The sequence below is a fragment of the Candidatus Baltobacteraceae bacterium genome (assembly GCA_036488875.1).
GTDB lineage: Bacteria > Vulcanimicrobiota > Vulcanimicrobiia > Vulcanimicrobiales > Vulcanimicrobiaceae > JAFAHZ01.
The window spans coordinates 197,788-219,373 of sequence record DASXGW010000001.1 but is presented as its reverse complement, the minus strand read 5'-3'; the positions used below and the strand labels follow the sequence as shown (position 1 = coordinate 219,373).

Here is a 21,586-nt window from a genome sequence, read left to right as displayed (position 1 = left end):
GTTTACTTTTGGCTAGCTATCCTGCATCTGATAGCCTGATAGATGCCGGCGCCGATGCACATCGCGGGGATGACTCCGCACAACAGAATCCAGGCCGAAAGTGGCGCCTGAGAAGCTGGGTTGCCTGCGAGCGCGGGGATGACGAAGCACAAAACCAGAAATAACGCCGCATAAAATGCAACGCGTGGGCCGTCGGTCCGAACGAGCACCGCAAGGATCGCGCCGAAAACGACTGCATCGGCCCAGTTGACGCAGAACCACAGCCACGCCGGTAGCCAGTGCTCGCCGTGAAATAGAGCTTGCGCTGCCATATCCATAACCGTAACCGCCGCAAGCATCGCAAACAATACGGCGAGCGCAATAAGCGCGACTCCAATCCGGCGAAGCACCGACCTATTCGATCGAGAGTACGAAAGCAGCGACGGAATCGAATGCAGGGTTTGCGCCCAATACCACCGGTTCGCCGCGTTTGCCCCGCTCAAAGACGCGATGCGAAGATACTCCTCGTGCAGATCGCCTGCAACGATCTCGTAATCGCTAGAGGGTGCGGCTGCAGCGATAAGCATCTCAGCGAGTACAGGCGGCCTCATGCCATTGTATTCCGAAGCGGCACGCCTGCGTGAAGCCGTTCCAAGGTTTTTCGCGCGTTCTTGAGGGCCGAGATGCCGTCGGCCTCAATCTTGAAGTGCCTTTTCGCCTTGCCGCCGCGCTCTGCCGTCGGCTCGCCGATCCAGGACGACACCAAACCCTTTCGCTCGAGGCGATCGAGCGTCGCGTGGACCGCGCCAATTGCGGGAGAGCGACCCGTCACGCCCTCGATTTCAGCGCGAACCATCGCTCCGTATGCCCCGTCGCCCAGACGAAGAATCGTCAGTAAAACGATATGCTCGAACTCACCGAGGTAATCGCCCTTCGCCATAATATCTGCATAATAGATAATATGCGACGTTCTGTCAACCCTTTTGCGCGCTTCGTTTTACTTTAGCTCTTCGGCCAGCGCTACGATGATATTCCCCGGACCACGCATGTAGCAAAGCCGGTACGAGTTCTCATATTGGGCCACTTCGCCGACGAGTTCGGCGCCATGGACGCGCATTCGAGCAACGGTGTCGTCGACGCTTTCTACCGCAAACATGACGCTCCGCAGACCCAGCGAGTTCGGCGGTGCGACCGCCGGTTCGCTCCCGACGAGTTTTGGATTGCGAAATCTCGTCAGTTCTAGCCGCCCATGCCCGTCCGGGGTCCGCATCATAACGATGTCGACTTGGACGCTTTCGAGTCCGTTGATGCGGTCGATCCAATCTCCTTCGAGCGCGGCCTCGCCCTCCAACTCTAAGCCTAGCTCGGAAAAGAAAGCGATTGCCGCTGCGAGGTCGTCGACAACGACGCTGACGTGGTGCAGTTGCAACTAAAAACTCAGTGCGCACACGCCGCTAGCGCGGCTTGTCCGAGACAGATGCCGGCGTCGTTGGGCGGAACGATGCGATTGGTCCACAGCCGGTCACCGAGCGCGTCGTACAGATCCCTCGTGAGCACCGCGTTTTGGAACACGCCGCCCGAGACGACGACGTGCTCCTCGCCGAACTCACGCGTCGTCTCGACGACGGCACTGGCAATGGCGCCGTGGAACGCGCGCGCGATTTCGCGCGCGTCGCGGCCCGCGAGCCGGTCGTGGACGACGCAGCTCAGCAGCGGTACGTAATCGAGCTCGCCGTACGCAAACGGCATCGAATACGCGCGCACGGGTGTACTCTGCCGCGCCAGATGCTCGAGCCACATCGCCGCCTGCCCTTCGAATGCGATCTCGCGCGTAAATCCCAGCAGCGCGGCCACCGTGTCGAACAGCCGCCCGATCGACGTCGTTGGAACGACGCGCACGCCGCCGCGCAGGAGCTCGCACGCCGCCTCGTAGCGCGCTGGAAAATGGAACGGCGGCCCTTGGAAGTCGCCGGCGTCGCCGAGCTGCGGATGCTCCCAGAGAAAACCCGCCGCGACCGCAACCGGAAATCGCGCCGCAGCGTCGCCACCGGGGAGCAGCGCGCGACGCAGATGCGCGACGCGACGTAAACCCGACATCACGTCGCCGGCGAAGACTTCGCCGCCCCAGATCTCGCCGTCGTCGCCGTATCCCGCTCCGTCGAACGCGAAACCAACGACCGGCTCGTCCAACACACCGCGCTCCGCCAGCACGCTTGCAACGTGTGCGCGATGGTGCTGCACCGCGTGTTTTTCGCCCGGCAGCCCGCGCGCGAACTCCGAGGAGCGATACTCGGGGTGGGCGTCGTGCGCGACGATCGCCTCGTCGGCGGAAATCTCGTAGAGCGCGCTCCAATCGGCAACGGTCGCCTTGAACGATTCGTAGGCGCCCTGCCGCTCGAGGTCGCCGACGTGCTGGCTCACAAATGCCTGTCCGCGCACGACGACAGCGACCGCGTTCTGAAGGTCGGCACCCGTCGCGACGATCGGGCGCGTGCTCGGGAGCGCCGCGACGGCCTGCGGCGCGTATCCGCGCGCGTGGCGCAGGATGACGGGACCGCTCGCGTCGCTTCGCGCGACCGAGTCGTCGATACGGCGCGCAATCTCGCGCTCGCCGATCAAAAACGCATTGGCGATTTCCCCGAGCGAGCGCCGCGCGTCTTCATCGCGATAGGCGATCGGCGCGTTCGAGCGATTCGCGGCGGTCATGACCAGCACGCTCGGCCCGCATGCGGCAAACAGCAGGTGGTGTAACGGCGCGTGCGCCAGCATCACGCCGAGATCGCCGTTGTCCGGCGCGACGCCGGGCAAATCGGCTTTGGCCGGCGCCAACACGGCGGGGCGCGCCGGCGATTGCAGCAGCTTTTCGCTGCGTTGGTCCAACCGCACGATCGTTCGGGCTGCGCTCAGATCGCGCACCATCACCGGCAAAGGCTGCTCTTTACACGATGTCCGCTCGCGCAGCATCGCCACGGCGATGTCGTTGCGCCCGTCGCACGCAAGATGGTATCCGCCAATGCCCTTCACTGCGAGGATCGCGCCGCCGTAGAGCAGCCGCGCGGCACGGGCGACGGCATCGTAGCCGCGCGACGTCTTTCCGCGCTCTTCCAGCACGTACGCCGGCCCGCAGTCCGGACACGCGATTGGCGGGGTGTGAAAACGCCGATCGAGCGGATCGTCGAATTCGGCGCGGCAAGGGTCGCACATCGGCCACTGCGCCATCGTCGTCTGCGCGCGTTCGTAGGGCAATCCACGGACGATCGAATAGCGCGGACCGCAATCGGTACAGTTGATATACGGGTACCGGTAGCGCCGGTCGCGCGGATCGAACAACTCGCGCAAACACGCGTCGCAAACCGGCAGATCGGCGCAGATCGGAACGCTTGGCGCCTCGCTGCGCTCCCTCTCGCGAGCGTCGACCGCGGGCAATCCAATCCCCTGCACGACCCCACCGGCGCGAAGCTGCGTTCGTGCGTCGAGCATCGGCGTCAACAGATTCTCGGCAGCGGATCGCCGGCGAGCATGTCGACGATACGGGTTCCGCCCGACCGCGTACGCGTTAGCACGACGCCGGCCGGCTGCCGGGCTACGACGCCGACGATAGCCGCCGCTTCGCCGCCCGGAACGGCCCGCATCGCCGCAAGCGCGGCTTCGGCTCGATCGCGCGCGACGACTGCGAGAAATTGGCCTTCGTTGGCGACGTGCAGTGGATCGAGTCCCAGCGTTTCGCACGCGCCGCGCACCGCGTCGGCTACGGGAATGGCTTCTTCTTCCAGTACGATTCCCAAACGAGATTCGCGCGCCAGCTCGTTGAGCGCTGTTGCGACGCCGCCTCGCGTGGGATCGCGCATCCATCGCACGCCGGCCGCGGCGACCGAGCACAGAGCTTCGACGAGCGGCAGCACCGAGCGCGTGTCCGATGCGACCTCGGCTTCGAGCTCGAGTTGGCCGCGCGCGAGCAGAATCGTGATCCCGTGATCGCCGATCGGTCCCGACAGCACGATGCGGTCGCCCGGACGCACGAGGTGCGCGTTCAACGCCAAACGCTCGTCGACGAGTCCCAGCCCGAACGTCGAGACGTACATGCCGTCGGCCATACCGTGCTCGACGACCTTCGTATCGCCGCCGACGATCGCAACGCCCGCGTCGCGCGCCGCAGCGGCCATCGCATCGATCTCCCGCGCAAGGTCGTTGCCCGGCAGACCGGCTTCCAAGATGAGCGTCGCCATCAACGCGATCGGCCGCGCGCCCGAAACGGCCAAATCGTTGATCGTACCGTGCACGGCGAGCGTTCCGATCGAGCCCCCGGGAAACTGTAGAGGCTTGACGACGAAACCGTCGGCGGTGATCGCGATGCGCTTGCCCCCCACCGTGAGCAGCGCGGCATCCGAGAGCGCCTCGAGAACGGAATTAGAAAACGCGGGAAGGATCACGCCTTCGATCAATCGCCGCGTCGCCTTTCCGCCTGCGCCGTGCGCCATCTCGATCTGCGCGATCGTCTCGCGGACGTTCACGTTACCGCCACTGCCTGCCTCACAACCGGCCTTACCCACATTTTGGGATACAGCAACAAAAGGCACGTTTGCCGGCCTCGCGGGATGCGGTAGCCTTGGCGCGAATGAGCTTGCCATGATTGCGTGGGAGAGCGACTACACCGCCGCCATGGGGCGCGCGAAGGAAGAACACAAGTTCGTCTTTTTGGACGTTTTCAACCCTGGTTGAGGGGGATGCCAAGCGCTGGATACCGTGACGTATCCTCAACCCCCGGTCGTCAAGACGATCACCGACTACGCGATCCCGGTTCAAATCGACAACTCGAAAAAAGAGAGCCAGCAGTTTTTGCACGGCATCCATCACATCTGGACGCCGGACGTTCGCATCCTCGACGGTAACGGTTACGAATTCTACCGTTTCGACGGCTTCTTGCCGCCTCCCGAGTTCATGGCGCGCACCCTGTGCGGATTTGCCATGGCATACTTGCGTCTCAAGCGCTTCGATCGCGCCGAAGAAATCTACGTCGACGTGCTCAAGCGTTTCTCGACGACTTACGCCGCGCCCGAAGCGCAATACTATCTTGGCGTAACGCGTTATCGCCGCGATCCCGATAGCGACGAGCTGCTCACGCAGTGGGCCAACCTTCGTTCCCGATACCCGATCAGCGAGTATCGCGTCAAGCAATCGTTTAAGGAGTTTCCGTAATGCCGAGCGAGTGGATCGATCTCACTACACCCGACGGACCCATGCGCACGTACGTCGCACGGCCCGAGTCGAGCGCGCCGCGCGCTGGGATCGTCGTCTTTCAGGAAGCCTACGGCGTTAACGATCACATCCAAGACGTCACGCGGCGGTTTGCCCAGCTCGGACTGGTCGCCGCCGCCCCCGAGCTCTTTCATCGCACGGTCCGCGGCTTCGATGCCCCCTACGATACCGAGGATGCGTGGTCCGCGATCGAACCGCACTATACGGCGCTGACGGCAAACGGGTTATCCGACGACGCGCAAGCCGCGTACGATTTCCTCGCCCGCGAAGCGAGCGTCAAGAGTATCGCCAACGCCGGCTTCTGCCTGGGCGGCCGCGCGTCGTACGTCGCCAACGCGCGCGCGCCGTTTGCGGCCGCGATCTCGTTTTACGGCGGCGGCATCGCTCCCGATCTCCTCGGCCTCGCGCCCAAACAGCACGGACCGATCCTCATGTTCTGGGGCGGGTTGGACGCGCACATTCCGCCGGAGAACTATCGCGCCGTCGCCGACGCGCTCGATGCAGCGAAGAAAACTCAGGAGCAAGTCGTCTTCTCTCAAGCCGGGCACGGCTTCTTCTGCGATCAACGCAAAAGTTACAACGCCCAAGCTGCGCAGCAGGCTTGGGCGTTGTCCGTTGCGTTTCTACGCGCTTACGGCGTAATCGGCTAAACGGCGGCGGCTGCGGCCGCCTTTTCGTCCGCTCCGACTTTCTTGCGCTCGCGCAGGAACTGGAAGAACTCCTTGCCCTCGCGCAGGCGGCGCTTCATCACTTGCGGGTCGGTGATCATGCCGCCCAGCAGCGAGAACATCTTCTTCGGCCGGAAATAGAACTGACGGTAGAAATCGTCGACCGACTCGAACAGCATCTCCGTCGTCAGCAGCCCCGGATAGTTCAGCGCCGCGTGCTGCACGCCGTGAACGTCGACGAGATCGCTCTCCTCCGCTTGCAGCCAACCGTTTTCGCGCGCCTGATTGTAGAGAAACGTTCCCGGATACGGTGCCGCCAGCGAAACTTGCAGTGTTTCCGGATTCATTTCCTTCGCGAACTCGATCGTTTGGCGAATCGTCTCCGGCGTCTCACCTGGGATGCCGAGAATAAACGTGCCGTGGATCTTGATGCCCAGCTCGTGACAGTCTTTGGTGAACTTGCGAATGTGATCGAGCCGCGTGCCCTTCTTCATGCTGTTGAGAATATCTTGAACGCCCGACTCGTAGCCCACCAGGAGCAGACGTAAGCCGTTCTCCTTGAGCACTTCGAGCGTGCTGCGCGAAACGTTGGGTTTCGCGTTGCACGACCACGTGATCCCGAGCTTGCCCAAACGGCGCGCGAGCTCTTCAACGCGGGGAGCGTTGTCGGTCAGAGTGTCGTCGTCGAAGAACCACTCCTTGACTTCGGGAAACAGCTCCTTACCGCGCTTCATTTCGGCCTCGACGAGGTCGACGCTCTTCACGCGGTAGAGGTGTCCGCTGATCGTCTGCGGCCAAATGCAAAACGTGCACCGCGACTTACATCCGCGTCCGGTATAAAGCGAGATGTACGGATGCTGCAAGTAGCCGTTGAAGTAGTTCGGGATGGTCAGGTCGCGCTTGTACACGTCGAGCACCGACGGAAACGCGTCCATGTCCATGATCGTCGGACGATCCGGCGTTCTGACGAAGCTGCCGTTCTCGCGGTACGCGATACCGCCGACTTCACCGAACGGCTTCCCCTGCGCGATCTCGACGCACGTGTAGTCGAACTCTTGCGTGCTGACCCAATCGACGGCCGGCGCGTGCTCGAGCGAATGCTCCGGAAGCACGAAGACGTGGGCACCGACCATGCCGATGACGGCGTTTGGATTCTCTTCTTTCATTCGGGCCGCAAAACGCGCGTCGTTGTTGAACGACGGCGTGCTCGTGTGAATGACGATGAGCTCGTAATCCTTGGCCATGGGCGCCACTTGGTCGACGGTCAAATCGTCGGGCGGAGCGTCGACGAGCTTGCTGCCGGGAATCATCGCCGCCGGCTGCGCGAGCCAGGTGGGATACCAAAACGAACGGACCTCGCGGCGGCACTGATACCGCGCGCCGGCTCCTCCGTCGAATCCCTCGAAACTCGGAGGATTGACAAAGAGCGTCTTCTTGTAGTCAGGCATGCGTCCCAGGTTTTCTACGGGCTCCCCAAAGCCTCTCTATTAAGCGTGCGAGCACCAGGGGTCCAGCAGGGTATCCTCCAGCCTATGAAACGCCCGATTCTTCTCGTTATAAGCGCCGGCTTGGCCGTCGGCTTGACCGGCTTCGCCTCGGCGCAGACCCAGCCGTCACCGCCGCCAATGCAGCCGGCGCAGCCGGCACCGGCACAGCCCATGCAGCCGGGGCCCGCGCAACCCGGTACCGCCGTCGCCGGCGGAACCGTCACGTTGAATCCTCCGAACAATCAGGGGCCAAAAGCGAGTGCGCAGTTGGCTCAGCAAGGCGACAACGTCGTGATCACGCTTCACGCGCCCGCCGACGAAACCACCGCAGTCGTCTTTAGCGGCAAGTGCGCGCCAAACGGAAAACCCCAAGCGACCGGTCCGGGAACCGCGCTGCAGCGGTTGTCGAACGGAACGTCGCAAACCACCCTGCCGCATGCGAAAGTCAGCGATCTCGTTTCTACACCGCACGCGATTGTGGTTCAAGGCGGTAACGTCGCGCCGTATTGCGGCGACGTCAGCACCCTGACCTCGGCACCTCCGCCCTAGTCCGCACCGACCGACGAGCGTACAAAAAGAAGGCCCTCGCACGGCGAGGGCCTTCTTCGCTTTTGCACTTTGGCAGCTAGTGCAGCGGAGGTTTCTTGTCCTTGTCTTGATCCGACGGAGGACTGGTTTTGTGCTGATCCTGCGCCGGCGGTTTCTGGTTGGTATGCTGCGGTTGCGCCGGCGGCTTCTGGTTATGCTGCGGCTGCGCGTTATGCGGCGGCGGCGCGTTGTGGTGCTCCGGCTGCGCGTTGTGCTGCGGCTGCGCATTGTGCTGCGGCTGCGCATTGTGCTGCGGCTGCATCGCGTTGTGCTGCGGCGCCATGGTGTCCTGATGCGCGCCGGCCTTGTCCTGATCGGTTAGGGGTTTGGAGTTCGGCGGGGGATTCTTCGCGCCGAACGGCTTTGCGGCCGCGACGACCGGCGGTTTGCCTTTGTTGACGTTGGCATAGAGATCGCGATCGCGAGCCGCGACTTGGGCGTGATCTCGCTGCACGGGCGTGGGGTCGACGTGGCGTTCGTGCATCACTTGCAGCTCGCGCGCGTCGGGATGCATGACGATTCCGCCCTTGCCGCCGTTGTAGCTCGTGCGGTTGATGACGGTCTTGTTGATGACGGTTCTATCGACGTACGTGTTGTGGATCACGGACTGATTGACCGGCCACACGGCGGTGTTGTAACGGAAGCCCGACGGCTGCCACTGGCCGCCGTAGAATCCGGTTCCGGGGTAGCCGAATCCGTAGTTGACTCCGCCATAGAAGCCGACTTGCGACCCCCAATAGCCGTTGTTCCAGCCGTAGCCGCCGTTGTTATAGCCCCAGTATCCCGGGGTCCAGTAGAGACCGGTTTGCGGCGGCTGCACCCACGTGCCCGGCACCCAGTAGTAACCCCCCGCACCGTAGGCCCAATAACCGGGCGTCCACATGTAGTTCTGATAGGGTGCCTGCGGGATCGAATTATAGTACGGCAGCGGCGGCGGCGGCTGACCGATCGTAAAGCCAATGGTGACCTGCGCGCTCGACGGCGCAGGGATGGCGAGCAAAAAGACGGCGATGATAGGTATCCAGATCAACCTGAACGCTCGCATAACGCGCTCCTTTCCAAGCAACTAACTGATAGATTTCTTTCCCCGATTCTGGGTTAATTAACTGCCCTCTCCATTGGACCTCGATAAAACTTCCCGGCGTACCGTTTCCGGTACAGGAGCATGGGCACAGCCCCGGCCAGCAATAAGCCGAAGACGGTCGCGTTGGCGCGCAGCCCGGCCGTGAGCACCTGCCCGGCGGCCACGGCAAAGACAAAGATCGCGGCGGCGATCGGCCACACGCGGCGCAGGAGCAACGGCAGCACTTCCCCGCGATCCGCGCCGGCGTAGTACGTCGCGCACGCGATCGCGGAGAGCCCGTAGAAAATGGCGACCTCGACGCCGATCGCGTTGATCGAGTCGCTCAAGATCGCGTTCACGCTGCTGCTGGTCGCGGCCAACGCGAACAAGACCAGCGATACGAGCGCGATGGCGATCGTCGCGTTCCACGGTGTGAGGAAGCGCGGGTTGAGCGAACCGAACCGATCGTCGAGAACTTCGTCGCGTCCCATCGAATAGACGACTCGGCTCCCCGACACGAGCGTCGTCTCGAGCGAACCGATGGCGCTGACGATCACGACGATGATCGCGAGGTCGCTCCACGGGCGCGGCACCGCGGCATTGGCCAAGGCGACGAGCAGATCGGACCCGGAGTCGGCGATCGCCCGAACCGGAAGCAACAGTTGGACGCCCACCACGGTCGTCAAGAAGAGCGCCAAAATCACGATCATGCCCAGCAAACCCGACAATCCGGGTGCGCGTTTGCGGTCGACGGTCTCTTCCGACAAGTTCGCCGTTACTTCCCAACCCCAGTAAAAGAACATCGTGACGATGGCGCCGGCGACGAAACTCGAGATGCCGTGGTTTCCGATCGGCGACCACCACGACCAACTCGGCGGATTTGCCGGATGCGCCAGGCCTTTGACGATGGCCGCAATGGCAAACAGCAGGAGCCCCAAGACTTGCACGCCGGTAACGGCCTTCTGAAACTCGGCGGTGGTTTTGATCCCCAATAAAACGATGCCGACGACGACGAGAAACCACGCGAAGCCGATCGCCGTGACGAGCAACACGTCGTGCGTGAGTTTCGGCGCGATCAAATCAAGGGTCGCGTCGGCGACCGGGAGCGATCCCACCACCATGAACAGCACCTGCGCGACGAGCATCGCCCAGCCGGCAAAGAATCCCAGCACCGGCGAGAGCGCGCGGCCTACCCAGACGTACGCCGCCCCCGCATCGGAGCGCCACGCGTTGAGGTAATAGTACGACAGTGCGATGCCCAACATCGGCAACGCGCCGAACAGCAGCGCGCCCGGTCCGCACAGACCGACGACCGCGATCAACGCGGCTGTGCTCGTCGCAATCGTATTTGCCGGCGCGGTACCCGCGATGGCAATGAGCGTCGCTTCGATGGCCGATACCGCGTTGTGCCGAAGCTGCATGAAGGTACCTACGCGATCCGATCCAGCACGCGCTGCCACGTACCGACGAGCGGCAAGAACCACGGACGTCCTCGATACCATGCCGGGCCGGCCGGAAGCGCGCGCTCGAACGCGTGACGCGCCGGCACGCCGGCCAGTGCCTCGCCGGTCAGCGTGCCGAGCAAGGTCGCCATCGCGACGCCGTGTCCGGCAAAGCCGAGCGCGTAATGCACTCCGTCCTGCGTTGCGGCATGCGGCATCACGTCGAACGCAATATCGAGCGTTCCGCCCCAGGCATATTCGATCTCGGTGCCGCGCAGTTGCGGAAAGACCGCGAGCATGTCGCGCCGCAAGATCTGCGCGCTTTGCGCGACCGTTCGCGGACCTTCCGGCAGAAACGCCGCTCGCCCGCCAAAGAGCAGCCGTCCGTCGGGCGTCAGGCGAAAATAGTGCAGCAGCCGCTTCGAGTCGTAGACCATGCGATTGCGCGGGATCAGCGAGCGCGCGAGATCGGGCGCGAGGCGTTGCGTCGCGATGACGTACGAACCGAGCGGAACGAGCCGGCGCCGCAGCGCCGCAAACGCGTTGCCGGTATACGCACCGGTCGCCGCGAGCGCGCTCTTGGCGCGCAGCGATCCGCGCGAGGTATCGACGCGCCAATCGCTGCCGTCGCGCGTCACCGCTGTGACCGCCGCGTTCTCACACAGCACGCTGCCCGCCGACACGGCGGCGCGCGCTAAGCCGGCTACGTAGCGCGCCGGATCGAGTCCCGCGCTCCGCTCATCGAGCAGCCCGCCGTAATATGCGCCCGAACCGAGCTCGCCCGCGAGCTCGTCGCGCGCGAGCGTGCGGACCCTGTGCCCGAATGCGTCGCGCAGCAGTTCCGCCGTGCCAATGAAGTCGGCGAAGTGCGCCGGTTTCGCCGCAACTTCGAGATGGCCGCTGCGGGCGAAGGCGCAGTCGATGCCGTGAAGCTCGACGAGACGTTCGACGAGATCGATCGCGCCGAGCGTCGCCTCGAACATGTCGCGCGCGGCCGGAAGTCCGTACCGCCGCCGCAAGGTCGCCGCATCGAGCTTGAGACCGGTCAGCGCCATGCCGCCGTTGCGCGAGCTGGCGCCGAAACCGGCGTGCGACGCCTCGACTACGCAAACCGATGCGCCGCGCGTAGCGAGGGCCAGCGCGGCGGACAAACCGGCGATGCCGGCTCCCGCGATGACGACGTCCGCTCGCTCGGGCAGCGACGTCGCCGCATACCCTCCGGTGGGCGTTGCGGCGCTCCACACGGACGCTTCGATCAAATCTTCAGCGTTGCGTTGACGAACAGATTGAAGGGTTGCTCCATCGATGAGTTCCCTACTTCGGTGATGTTAAAGAACGTCCCGTAGGGATATTTCACCTGAATCGGCGGCGCCATCAAGAAGTTGCCGGCGGATCCGAGGATGTTCGAGGGCAAGGTCGAGTACACGCACGTCTGCTGGTTGTCCCACGCATATCCGCGCTGGAAGCATTTGTTATAGAGGTTGACGGCGGAGAAGCCGATCGTGAGCCGGTCGCTGACGTCGTAGCTTGCCGACAGGTTCAGCGAGAGCTGCGACGGCTGTGCGTACGTCCCCAGGTTGTCGAAACGATAGCCGTTGTACGGATCCGGTAAAAAGAGCGCGCCGCCCGATCCGCAGAACGCGCCGGGCGTGGCCGGGTAGAGCGCGGGATTGCGCGTGCAGGCTTGAGGAACGTATCCGGGCCACACCAGCGGGGAGCCGTACTGCGAGCCGCTCAAATAATGGAGCGACGGCGTAAAATCGTATTTTCCGTGGCGATAGTTGACCACCAGCGTCGCCACGTCGGGGACGTCGAACCCATTAGCGGCGTTAAACGGCGACGGAATGACGTCGTACGGCGGATAGGATGCGTTGACGTCGAGAATCGGTTGGAACGACCACGGACACGACGACGTCGTCGTCGGGCAATAGTACGGATTCTTCACGCTGCATCCGGGCCCGCAGGCGCCGTTGAAGACCGGCTGGGCGTTACCCGCGTACTTGCCGGACCCGCACGCCGCCCAGTTGGCCGAGCTCGCGGTCACGCCCGCACAACCCTTCGTATAGGAGTTATACTGCTCGATTGGACCGTTGAGGCTGTCGATGACGCTGATGCCGTTGATCAAGTGGAAGCTGATCGAGTTGTTCGTGTGCGTGTACGCTAGCGATCCGGACAAACCGTCCTGCGCGAAATCGCCCATCTGCAGCGCGAGCTCGATGCCGTACGACTTCTGCGTTCCGACGTTGAGGCCGGCCAGCGTTCCGCCCAGGGCGTCGATCGACTGGAACTGCACTTGATTGCGCGTCGACCGGTAGAACGGTGTGACCTTGTAAGAGATCTTGGTGCCTTTGAGGTGCTGCTCGAGCGATACGTCGTAGTTGTTCGACGTATCGGGATACAGCTCGTGGTCGGGCGTGTGATAGCCGTACGAATAGAATTGGCGGATAAACGACGCCAGGTTCTGCTGGGCCGTGTTGTACTGGTAATACGACGAGGCTTCCGCACGGGCGTATTCGCCGGCCGAGCCGCGGACGACGGTGTTGGGATTGAGCGTCCACGTGAACGAAAAGCGCGGCTGGAACGAGTTATGCACCGAAAGCCCGGCGCCGACGTTATACAGCCCGTTGCCCGGGTCGGTCATCGGCAGATACCCAGCGGGACACGGCGAGAACCCGCTGCCGTTCCACGTCGACACCGGCGCGGAGCCGAGCACGCCGCAATGCTCCTTGTTGAACTGCGTGAACCAGAACTGCCGCGCCGGCCACAAGCTCGCGTCGGCGAGATTGCTCGTCGCATAGGCAAAGTGGTCGAAACGCGCGCCGATGTTGAACGTGAGCTTATCGTTGGGCTGCCAGAGATCGGTCAGCGAATAGCCCGAGAACAACGGTTTGACGTCGTCGACTTGCGAGCTGCGGCCGTCCTCCGTCATGATCCAGTGCGCGCCGGCCTTCGCGCCGGGCGATCCCTTGGGCGCCGTTCCGGGCGTGAGATTGAAGGTAGACGCGAGTCCGGGATAACAGCCGAGATTGAACTCGTTGTAACCGGTGAGAAGACATCCGCCCTGACTGCCCGCGTCGAAGCAGCTCCAGCGCTGCCCGGTCGTATAGTTGTAACAGTTGCCGTCGCGGCCGACGTAGTTGCTTAAAATCGTTCCGAGTCCCGTCGGCAGCAGGCTGTTCGCGGTCGGATCCGTCGAACTAAACGTCGCGTTGTACGTCTGCAAGATCTGCTGCGAATACGTCGCACCGGCGGTGAGCAGATGTTTGGGCGAAAGCTGATTCGAGTACGTCAGCACGCCGCCGACCGCGTGCTCGTACACTTCGTAGTCCGCAAGCTCCGCACCGAACGCTAACTCGGCGCTGACCGGTGCGGTGATGAACCAGTTGCTGTACTCGCCGTACGCTTGAAACCGCAAATACGACCGCTCGTTGAAGTTCTTCTGGTACTGGAACTTCTCGATGGCATAGTTGTTTATCGATCCGTCGCGCTCGTTGGTCGGAACCGGCGCGCCGGGAGAATGCTGCATGCTGTTGGGGAACGGATTGAACTGCAGGAACGAGTTGCTGGGCTTTTGCATGAGCGGACCGACGTAGTACGTCGAATCCAAGAAGGCTACCGGATACGCGCCGTAGGCAGCGGCAACGTTGTTCTTGCCGAGCTCCTCCTGCGAGCTGTAGAACCAGGTATTGATGCCGCCGGTCACCCATAGCAGTTGAATGTCGTCGCGCATCGGGTCGTGACGATGTGGAATACCGATGTGAACGTTCGCGACGTTCTCACGGTCCTGATTGAAGGCTTGGGCGTAGCTGTTTCCCGGCGAGAAGGCCGCGCCGTACGACGGCGCCGAGCACGTCGGATGCTTGATCGCGGCGCAGTTCCCGTCGAGAATATTGAATGCCGAGTTGGTGGTCGGGATAGCCAGCGGATAGAAGTAGAGCGGATTCGACGCGCCGTTGAACTGGTCGGCGTAGCGATAATCTTGGTTCGTGCCGGCAAGACCGAGATAGTAGGAAAATAGCCGGTCCGGCGTCGCGCCCGAGGCTTCGACGGTCGCCGAATGATAGTACGACGGCGTTCCTACGCCAAGCGACGCGTCGGCGTAACCGGGACTCGTTCCGGTCTTGATGATCTGATTGATGTAACCCGCCAGGCCCGACGAGTTGGAGCTCGCGGCCGTGCCGCCGGTATAGACTTCGACCTGCTGCGAACCCAGCGCCGTCAAGGTCGCGATCGGATTGAGGTCGGATTGGCGCGTCAGCGGAAGCCCGTCGAACTCGTAAGCGACCTGCTGGTAATCGCCGCCGCGGACGTAGACGCCTTGATTCCATCCCTGCTGGTTGGTTGGAATGTTCACACCCGGCACGCTGTTGATCGCGCCGTAGACCTGGTTCATCGAGCCGGCGCCGCTGGTCGCGATCGTCTTCTGGATGCCGGTGTTGTTGACGGAATAGAGATCGCTCGTGGTACCGGGACGTACTTGATCGCTAGAACCGCGCGAGGCGACACGAGCGATCGTTTTGAGCGTGGGCGTCATCGCGAGGCTCAAGGTCAGCGGCTGATCGGCGAAGATCACGACGCCGGCTTGCGCGAGCGGATCGTAGCCGCTCTTCGCCGCGTGCACGACGTACGTGTCTGGCGCCAACGAGATGAACTGGAACTGACCGGCTGCGTCGGTCAGCGTCGTTGCGACCTGCGAAGGCGCGTCCGCCGTTACGCTCACGCCCGCAAGGGGCGAACCGGACTTGGAGTCGACGATGACGCCGCGCAAAGTTCCAGTGGTACCGGCGAAAGCCGGTCCACTCGCATAAGCCCAGACGATGGCGGCCAGAAGGGCGCCGAAGCGAAGGCCTCGCACGTTGACCTCAGTCTACTTGGCTAGTGCTTGCTCGTCTAGGTGGGCGACGCACAAAGCGCCGGGTCGAGTTTGTGGATCGGCTACGGAATGACGTGGACGACGTTGCCCACGGCGCTCTCCGACAGCCACATGCTGCCGTCCGGTCCGCGGATGACGAACGTCGGGTTGGAAGCGCCGGTGGGCAGCGGGAACGTCTCCACGACGCTGCCGTTAGCCACGGGGAGCCGGTCGACTTGATTGTTGGTCGAGTCGGTAAACCACACGGCGCTGTCGGCACCCGTAGCGATGCTGTTGATTACGTCGGAAGTGGCAATGCTGCCGAACTGTGTCGTACGCGTCACCGTCTGAGTTCCGACGTCGAGGCGGCCGACGTAGCTGATCGTGGTCGTTGAGAAGTTACGAGCCGTATACCATACCGCACCGCTGGCACCGTCGTTCGGCGCCGACGTCAGATACGCGACGGTAGCCCCGTTAGGCTCGGCGATTTGGGTGAAGTTCGTCGTGTTCGGATCGTAGCGATCGATGTTCGTTCCGTCGGCAAAATAGAGCGCGCCGTCGGGACCCTGCACGATCTCGGCTGGAGAGCTCGCGGCCGTGGGGACGATGGTAAAGCCACCACCCACGGTGATTTCGATGAGGGCCGAGCAGCTCGGCGCCCAAACGTTGCCGTCATTGCCGGCGGTAATCCCGCCGGTGCAGTCCATGTTGCTATTCGGCGAGGGAAACTTCGTGATCGTACCGCTCGGCGTAATCCGATCGACACCGACGATGCCTTCGTCGATCACCCACAGCGCGCCGTCGGAAGCGGTCGCGACGTCGTTGAGTAGGGCGAACCCGCCAACCGGGATGGCCGTTCCCATCGTCGGCGCGCCCGACGCCGGCTTGAACGGAAGAATTTCGTTGCCGCCGCTGCCGGAGCTATAGTTTCCAACGACGTACAAATTGTTGTCGGGGCCCACGGCCATCGGCCCGGGACTCGCGCCGATCGAGTACTCGGTAATCCGCACGCCGTTGATCGTCACGCCGCCGGCGATCGCCGTGTTGGTGACCGGCAACACGAGCGTCGTCGAAGATCCGTCGGCGACCGAAATCGAGCATCCGCTCGCGCTTCCCGTCGCACCGCCCGTCGCCGTGAACGACGCCGCCGCGCCGGAACCCGAGAAGCCCGAGATGGTTGCGATACCGGTACAGCCGCTGCGAGTGACGTTATACGTCTGCGACGCGGGCGCGCTCTTTTCGGTAACGGTCAACGCGTTTGCGATGGCGGTGCCGTTGAGGCCGAGTGCGTGCGCCGCAATGCCGGGACCCTCGACGATTAACGGCGACACCTGCAGCGTTTCGGCCGGAGCGCCGTTGGCCGCAAGCTGCACCTGGATCGTATAACCCGACTTACCGCCGCCGTCGTAACGCACGCCCAACGTGTCGTTCGAAAACTTGATTTTCGCATTGCTGCCGCTACCGCTGCCATTGAGCAGCAGCACGGCATGACCGCTGCCGCCGGTTTCCGTGAGCGTAACGTTGACCGGATTGGCGAACGGATCGTTCGAGCCGGCCGTGATTTTATTCCCGCCAAAATCTTTGACGTTGAACGCGATTGCGATGTCGTGCGACGAGCCGTCCGCCGGCACCGACGAGAACAACGGCTTGGCATTGATCGATCCGATTTCGCCGCCTAAATAAATCAGAATCGACGGTGTAACTCCCGCCGTGACGGTCTGGGTAATCGACGAGAAACCCAGCTCCTGTGCGTTCGACGGAAATGTCGCGCCCGACGACGAGCCCGACGGCGGCTTATCGTACACCGTTACGTCAATCTTGTTCGGACCTTCCCAAACCGTCGACGGGATCAGACAGCTAAACCCAGACGACGATGCCGTACAGTCCGGCGCCTTTGGACCCAACGCCGCAACGGTCGTCTCGACGAACGTGGACGTCGATCCGCCTTGCCACGTCGCGACGATCTTGATGCCGCGCGTCGACGGCGAAACGTAGTCGGGTCCACGCCCGTGACGTCTGCGCGGATGGCGACGCGGAATGACGATGTGAACCACGGCGTTGGTGCGTTTGCGATGCTTACGGTCGGTCGTCATCGCAGCGCGTGCGCCCGGGACGAATCCCGAGCCGGGCGCCGTCGCGGAAACTCCGCTCGTTCCCGTGCCGGTACACGCGGCGAGCGCGAACAGCAGTAACAGTGCGATGACTCTACGCATCAGCGGTTCCACCGTACGAGCATTTGCGCATCGTCAAAAACCGTGTACGTGTATCCGCCCGGCGACGTTCCCATCGCGCCCGCCGTCGGCGTCTGCGACGACGAAGAGATTGGTGCGAACGGGCCCGTTGCCATCAAAAACGTCGGCGGATTCACGTTCGTGTCGACCCGTCCGATACCGATTGAGCCGCTCGCCATATAATCGAACCACGCGACGCCCGGCACGACGTTATCGGGCATCAGATACCACGGCGTCGTTCCCGCCGGCAACGATAGCGTATTGACGACGTTCCCGCTCGTGTTGAGGACGTGAATCTTGTTCGATCCCGTATCCGTGACCAGCAGCCGTTCGGTCCCGCTCGTATTCGTCACGTCGAGAATGTCGAACGGCGTCACGCCTAGCGCCGTTCCGGGGGAGCACGCCATGGCGCCGAGCCCCGCGTTGACCGTGCAGCTGCGCAGCGTGCTGCGCGCGGTATCGATAAACCAAGCCTTCGCCGTACTGTCGATCGCAAAGCCGCCGATCGTCCGATCCGCGATGATATCGGTGGCCACCGGCCCCCCGTTGGGCGGATAGAACGCAATATTCGTCCCCGACGAATACCAAACGCCGGCATCCGTATTGTCCCACGCCATCCCGCTGCCGTTGGGAATCGGTGCCGCCGACGCGCTGGCGCACGGGGTCAGTGCAGGCGGCGGACCGGCCGAGACCGTGTCGCACGAGTTTCCGGCAATCGTATAGATGGTGCCGCTGCCGTACTGAGCCGTTCCGGTCCCCGTAAAACCCCCGTAGATCGGCGCCGTCACCGATCCCAGCGTCGCCGAGACGCTCGGACTCGATCCCTCGCAGGAGGAGCACTCGTTCATCGCGCCGTTTCCGCCGGCTGAAGTAAAGTACACGACGTCGGAATACGAGGCGAGGCCGAAGGCGATGCCGCCGTGATACGGATTATTGACGTCGAGATTCGTCACGACGATCGAGGAGTAACTCGGCGCAATCGCCGCCAGCTTCGCCGGTGTCGTCGCGATCGAGGCCGACGAGGCGGTGCTCGCCGAGATCGTTACCGTTTGGTTCGATCCGTTGACGATGCCGTTGGTTTGCGGCGCGTAGGCGAGCGTTACCCCCGCGGGCGGAGGCCCCGTAAGCGAAGCCGGATTGATCGTCAGCGACGGCAAGGACGACGACGACGAAGCGCTGGCAATCAGCGGCAGCGTGTTGTCGGCCGCGAGGTTGACGGTAATCGGATTGCCGTTCCCGTCGACGTACGAATCCGTGACGATGACGTCGCCGTCGGCGTCGAGCGCGTAGACGTTAAGCGTCAAGGTCGTCGGAAGAATCGTGTGCAGCGAGTTCGGCGCGACGTCCAACTGAATTTTCGCCAGCACGCCCGAGAGCGCCAGCGTTACGTTGGCCGCAGTTCCGGCGGTAATGGTCTGCGGCGTGGCGCCGTATCCGAGTTCCTTGGCGGTATTCGGAATGCTGCCCCCGGCGGGCGGCTGATCGTAGGTGGTTGCGACGAACACGTCGTTTCCCGGCGGCGCCTGGAGAGCGATCGTGCACGTGCGCCCGCCGTATGGATCGGATGCGCCGCACTTCGCCGAACCCGCGGAGATATTTGCAACCACGCTGCCGAGCGCGTTCTTCAAGTCACCGCTCGCATACGCAAGGACCCGGATGCCGGCCGTATTGTCCGCAATCGACCAAATATGTTTGAGGCGCGAGCTGAAATGCTCGTGACGACGGCCGTGTTTGCGCTGCCGCACGCTTGGAACGATAACCTTGAAGTTGACCGTTACCTTGACGTGCGACGGCGTTCCGCCGGTAGGCGCGTGCGGAATAGACGCATTGCCGCCGCTGCAAGCGGCGACTGCGAGAGCCAGCAGAATACACCCAACCGGCGCTCTCATCTCATCCAGCAATTAGCAGCCCACCGCCCGCCTTCCTTTATGTGGGTCCGGGTAAGAAACCAGAGACCGAGGGCGAAATCACCCATCCCCTTTCGAGGGGTGTAAAGGAGTTGCCGTGCCCAACTCGCCAGCCGACGAGCAACGCATCAACGCGATCCGGTTTCTTGCCGTGGACGCGGTCCAAAAAGCCAACTCGGGCCACCCCGGCTTGCCGATGGGCGCCGCGGCGATGGCTTACGCGTTATGGACGCGTCATCTCCGCTTCAATCCGAAGGATCCCCACTGGCTCAACCGCGATCGCTTCGTGCTGTCGGCCGGCCACGGCTCGATGCTGCTCTACGCGTTGCTCTATCTCACCGGCTACGACGTGACCCTCGACGATCTCAAGTCGTTCCGGCAGCTCGGCAGCAAGACGCCCGGCCATCCCGAAGCCGAACGCACGCCCGGCGTCGAGGCAACGACCGGCCCGCTCGGGCAGGGCATCGCCAACTCCGTGGGCATGGCGATCGCGCAAGCGCATCTCGGCGCGGTCTACAACCGCGACGACGCGGCGATCGTCGATCACTTCACGTACTGCATCTGCGGCGACGGCGATTTAATGGAAGGGATCAGTCAAGAGGCGATCTCGCTGGCCGGCCACCTGAAGCTGGGCAAGCTCATCGTCCTCTACGACGATAATAAGGTCTCCCTCGCCGGCCCGACGGACGTCACCCTCACGGACGATCCGATCGCGCGTTTCGACGCCTCGGGCTGGCACACGCAGTTCGTCGACTCCGACCACTGCAACGACGTCGCAACGCTCGACCAGGTGATCGGGGTCGCCAAGAACGTGACCGACCGGCCTTCCTTAATTGCGGTGCGCACGCACATCGGCTACGGGTCTCCTCGCCAGGACAACTACCTCGCACACGGCGAGGCGCTGGGCCCCGACAACGTCAAGAAGTCCAAGGAGTTCCTGGGCTGGCCCCTCGAGCCGGACTTCTACGTCCCCGACGACGTGCTGAAGTTCTATCGCGATACCGCCGCCAAGGGCGCGGACCTCGAGAAACAGTGGCAGCAAACCTACGACGCCTGGAAGCGCGCAAATACCGACCTTGCCGCGGCGCTGGAGCGCGCGCTGCGCGGCGAGCTTCCCACGGACCTGCCGTGGCCCACCTTCACCGCCGAAAACGGCAGCGTGGCGACGCGCGATGCGGGCGGCACGGTGATGAACGCAATCGCGCAGAGTCTGCCCGAACTCGTCGGCGGCTCGGCCGACCTCGATCCGTCGACCAAGACGTATCTCAAAGAGTGCGGCGACTTCGAGCCAAACAACTACGCAGGGCGCAACATCCATTTCGGCGTGCGCGAGCACGCGATGGCCGCGATCACCAACGGCATCACCTTACACGGCGGATTGCTGCCGTTCTGCGCGACCTTCTTCAACTTCTTGGATTACTGCAAGCCCGCGGTCCGCTTGGCGTGCCTCTCCGAGCTGCACGACATCTTCGTGTTCACGCACGACTCGGTGTTCCTGGGTGAAGACGGTCCCACGCACGAGCCGATCGAGCAGCTTGCGATGCTGCGCGCAACGCCGAACTGCATCTGCGTGCGGCCGGCCGACGCGCTCGAGACGCTCGAAGCGTGGAAACTTGCCGTCGCGCGTAAAGGCGCGCCGTGGGTGCTCGTGCTCACGCGCCAAAAGGTTCCGTTCCTCGGCGCTCGCGACGCGGCCGTCGAGCGGGGGGCATACGTATTGGCCGAAGCGCAAAACGGCTCGCCGGATCTCATTCTCATCGCCACCGGATCGGAAGTCTCGCTAGCCGTCGACGCCAAGAAGATTCTCGACGGCCGGGGGGTCGCGACGCGCGTCGTTTCAATGCCCTGCTGGGAACTCTACGACGAACAACCGCAAGCGTATAAAGAGCAAGTGTTGCCGCCGTCGGTGACGGCGCGCATGTCGATTGAAGCCGGTGCGACCATCGGCTGGGCGAAGTACGTGGGAGATCGCGGATTCGCGTTCGGCATCGACCATTTCGGCGCATCGGCACCGGCCGCGGCGATCGCCAAGGCCTTCGGTTTCACCGCCGATAACGTCGCACAACTCGCACTCGATAAGTTCGCACTCGCAACGCGTTAGGGAGAGGGGCTT

General features: G+C 63.3%; 16 protein-coding genes. 4 read left to right on the top strand and 12 right to left on the bottom strand.

Annotation, left to right across the window (positions count from 1 at the left end; translation table 11 throughout):
- Positions 1-2: 2 nt before the first annotated feature.
- The 5 genes from VGG89_00875 to hypE are packed head-to-tail and all read right to left on the bottom strand — an operon-like array spanning position 3 to position 4,490.
- Complete coding sequence (locus tag VGG89_00875) at positions 3-590, bottom strand: hypothetical protein (GenBank protein ID HEY1975082.1); 588 nt, start codon at positions 588-590, stop codon at positions 3-5.
- Positions 587-919, bottom strand: a complete 333-nt coding sequence (locus tag VGG89_00870) for a hypothetical protein (GenBank protein ID HEY1975081.1) — start codon at positions 917-919, stop codon at positions 587-589. The genes VGG89_00875 and VGG89_00870 overlap by 4 nt, the downstream gene beginning before the upstream one ends.
- Before the next feature lie 57 nt (positions 920-976).
- Entirely contained in the window at positions 977-1,408 is a 432-nt protein-coding gene (locus tag VGG89_00865) for a VOC family protein (GenBank protein ID HEY1975080.1), read from the bottom strand.
- 8 nt (positions 1,409-1,416) lie between these two features.
- Entirely contained in the window at positions 1,417-3,459 is a 2,043-nt protein-coding gene (gene hypF / locus VGG89_00860; protein HEY1975079.1) for a carbamoyltransferase HypF, read from the bottom strand.
- A 5-nt stretch (positions 3,460-3,464) separates the two neighbouring features.
- A complete protein-coding gene (gene hypE, locus VGG89_00855; protein HEY1975078.1) occupies positions 3,465-4,490 on the bottom strand; it encodes a hydrogenase expression/formation protein HypE in 1,026 nt (341 codons plus the stop codon).
- A 232-nt stretch (positions 4,491-4,722) separates the two neighbouring features.
- Here hypE and VGG89_00850 point away from each other — a divergent pair, with 232 nt between their 5' ends.
- Both VGG89_00850 and VGG89_00845 read left to right on the top strand, forming a co-directional pair.
- Positions 4,723-5,175: a tetratricopeptide repeat protein gene (locus tag VGG89_00850; GenBank protein ID HEY1975077.1), complete on the top strand. Its 453-nt coding sequence runs from the start codon at positions 4,723-4,725 to the stop codon at positions 5,173-5,175.
- A complete protein-coding gene (locus tag VGG89_00845) occupies positions 5,175-5,885 on the top strand; it encodes a dienelactone hydrolase family protein (protein HEY1975076.1) in 711 nt (236 codons plus the stop codon). The genes VGG89_00850 and VGG89_00845 overlap by 1 nt, the downstream gene beginning before the upstream one ends.
- On the opposite strand, the gene hpnJ is transcribed toward VGG89_00845, so the two are convergent.
- The gene (hpnJ, locus tag VGG89_00840) at positions 5,882-7,351 is read right to left on the bottom strand and encodes a hopanoid biosynthesis associated radical SAM protein HpnJ (GenBank protein HEY1975075.1); all 1,470 of its coding nucleotides are present in this window, start codon (positions 7,349-7,351) and stop codon (positions 5,882-5,884) included. The genes VGG89_00845 and hpnJ overlap by 4 nt on opposite strands.
- Before the next feature lie 84 nt (positions 7,352-7,435).
- On the opposite strand from hpnJ, the gene VGG89_00835 reads away from it, so the two are divergent.
- Complete coding sequence (locus VGG89_00835) at positions 7,436-7,939, top strand: hypothetical protein (GenBank protein ID HEY1975074.1); 504 nt, start codon at positions 7,436-7,438, stop codon at positions 7,937-7,939.
- A 76-nt stretch (positions 7,940-8,015) separates the two neighbouring features.
- Here the strand turns inward: VGG89_00835 and VGG89_00830 are convergent, their stop codons facing one another.
- The 6 genes from VGG89_00830 to VGG89_00805 all read right to left on the bottom strand — a co-directional run bounded on the left by VGG89_00830 (position 8,016) and on the right by VGG89_00805 (position 19,455).
- Complete coding sequence (locus VGG89_00830) at positions 8,016-9,008, bottom strand: hypothetical protein (protein ID HEY1975073.1); 993 nt, start codon at positions 9,006-9,008, stop codon at positions 8,016-8,018.
- 68 nt (positions 9,009-9,076) lie between these two features.
- Complete coding sequence (locus tag VGG89_00825) at positions 9,077-10,462, bottom strand: APC family permease (GenBank protein ID HEY1975072.1); 1,386 nt, start codon at positions 10,460-10,462, stop codon at positions 9,077-9,079.
- Positions 10,463-10,470: 8 nt separating this feature from the next.
- Entirely contained in the window at positions 10,471-11,742 is a 1,272-nt protein-coding gene (locus tag VGG89_00820) for an FAD-binding oxidoreductase (GenBank protein HEY1975071.1), read from the bottom strand.
- Complete coding sequence (locus tag VGG89_00815) at positions 11,739-15,338, bottom strand: TonB-dependent receptor (protein ID HEY1975070.1); 3,600 nt, start codon at positions 15,336-15,338, stop codon at positions 11,739-11,741. The genes VGG89_00820 and VGG89_00815 overlap by 4 nt, the downstream gene beginning before the upstream one ends.
- 80 nt (positions 15,339-15,418) lie before the next feature.
- The gene (locus tag VGG89_00810; GenBank protein ID HEY1975069.1) at positions 15,419-17,548 is read right to left on the bottom strand and encodes a hypothetical protein; all 2,130 of its coding nucleotides are present in this window, start codon (positions 17,546-17,548) and stop codon (positions 15,419-15,421) included.
- Positions 17,548-19,455, bottom strand: coding sequence for a hypothetical protein (locus tag VGG89_00805; protein ID HEY1975068.1), 1,908 nt, complete (start codon positions 19,453-19,455; stop codon positions 17,548-17,550). Before VGG89_00805 ends, VGG89_00810 begins: the two co-directional genes overlap by 1 nt.
- Before the next feature lie 115 nt (positions 19,456-19,570).
- On the opposite strand from VGG89_00805, the gene tkt reads away from it, so the two are divergent.
- Entirely contained in the window at positions 19,571-21,574 is a 2,004-nt protein-coding gene (gene tkt, locus VGG89_00800) for a transketolase (protein ID HEY1975067.1), read from the top strand.
- The last annotated feature ends 12 nt before the right edge of the window (positions 21,575-21,586 follow it).

Coding starts and splice junctions, on each gene's coding strand:
- VGG89_00875 (HEY1975082.1), bottom strand. CDS start 590: ATGAGGCCGCCTGTACTCGCTGAGATGCTTATCGCTGCAGCCGCACCC.
- VGG89_00870 (HEY1975081.1), bottom strand. CDS start 919: ATGGCGAAGGGCGATTACCTCGGTGAGTTCGAGCATATCGTTTTACTG.
- hypF (HEY1975079.1), bottom strand. CDS start 3,459: ATGCTCGACGCACGAACGCAGCTTCGCGCCGGTGGGGTCGTGCAGGGG.
- VGG89_00845 (HEY1975076.1), top strand. CDS start 5,175: ATGCCGAGCGAGTGGATCGATCTCACTACACCCGACGGACCCATGCGC.
- hpnJ (HEY1975075.1), bottom strand. CDS start 7,351: ATGCCTGACTACAAGAAGACGCTCTTTGTCAATCCTCCGAGTTTCGAG.
- VGG89_00835 (HEY1975074.1), top strand. CDS start 7,436: ATGAAACGCCCGATTCTTCTCGTTATAAGCGCCGGCTTGGCCGTCGGC.
- VGG89_00825 (HEY1975072.1), bottom strand. CDS start 10,462: ATGCAGCTTCGGCACAACGCGGTATCGGCCATCGAAGCGACGCTCATT.
- VGG89_00810 (HEY1975069.1), bottom strand. CDS start 17,548: ATGCGTAGAGTCATCGCACTGTTACTGCTGTTCGCGCTCGCCGCGTGT.
- VGG89_00805 (HEY1975068.1), bottom strand. CDS start 19,455: ATGAGAGCGCCGGTTGGGTGTATTCTGCTGGCTCTCGCAGTCGCCGCT.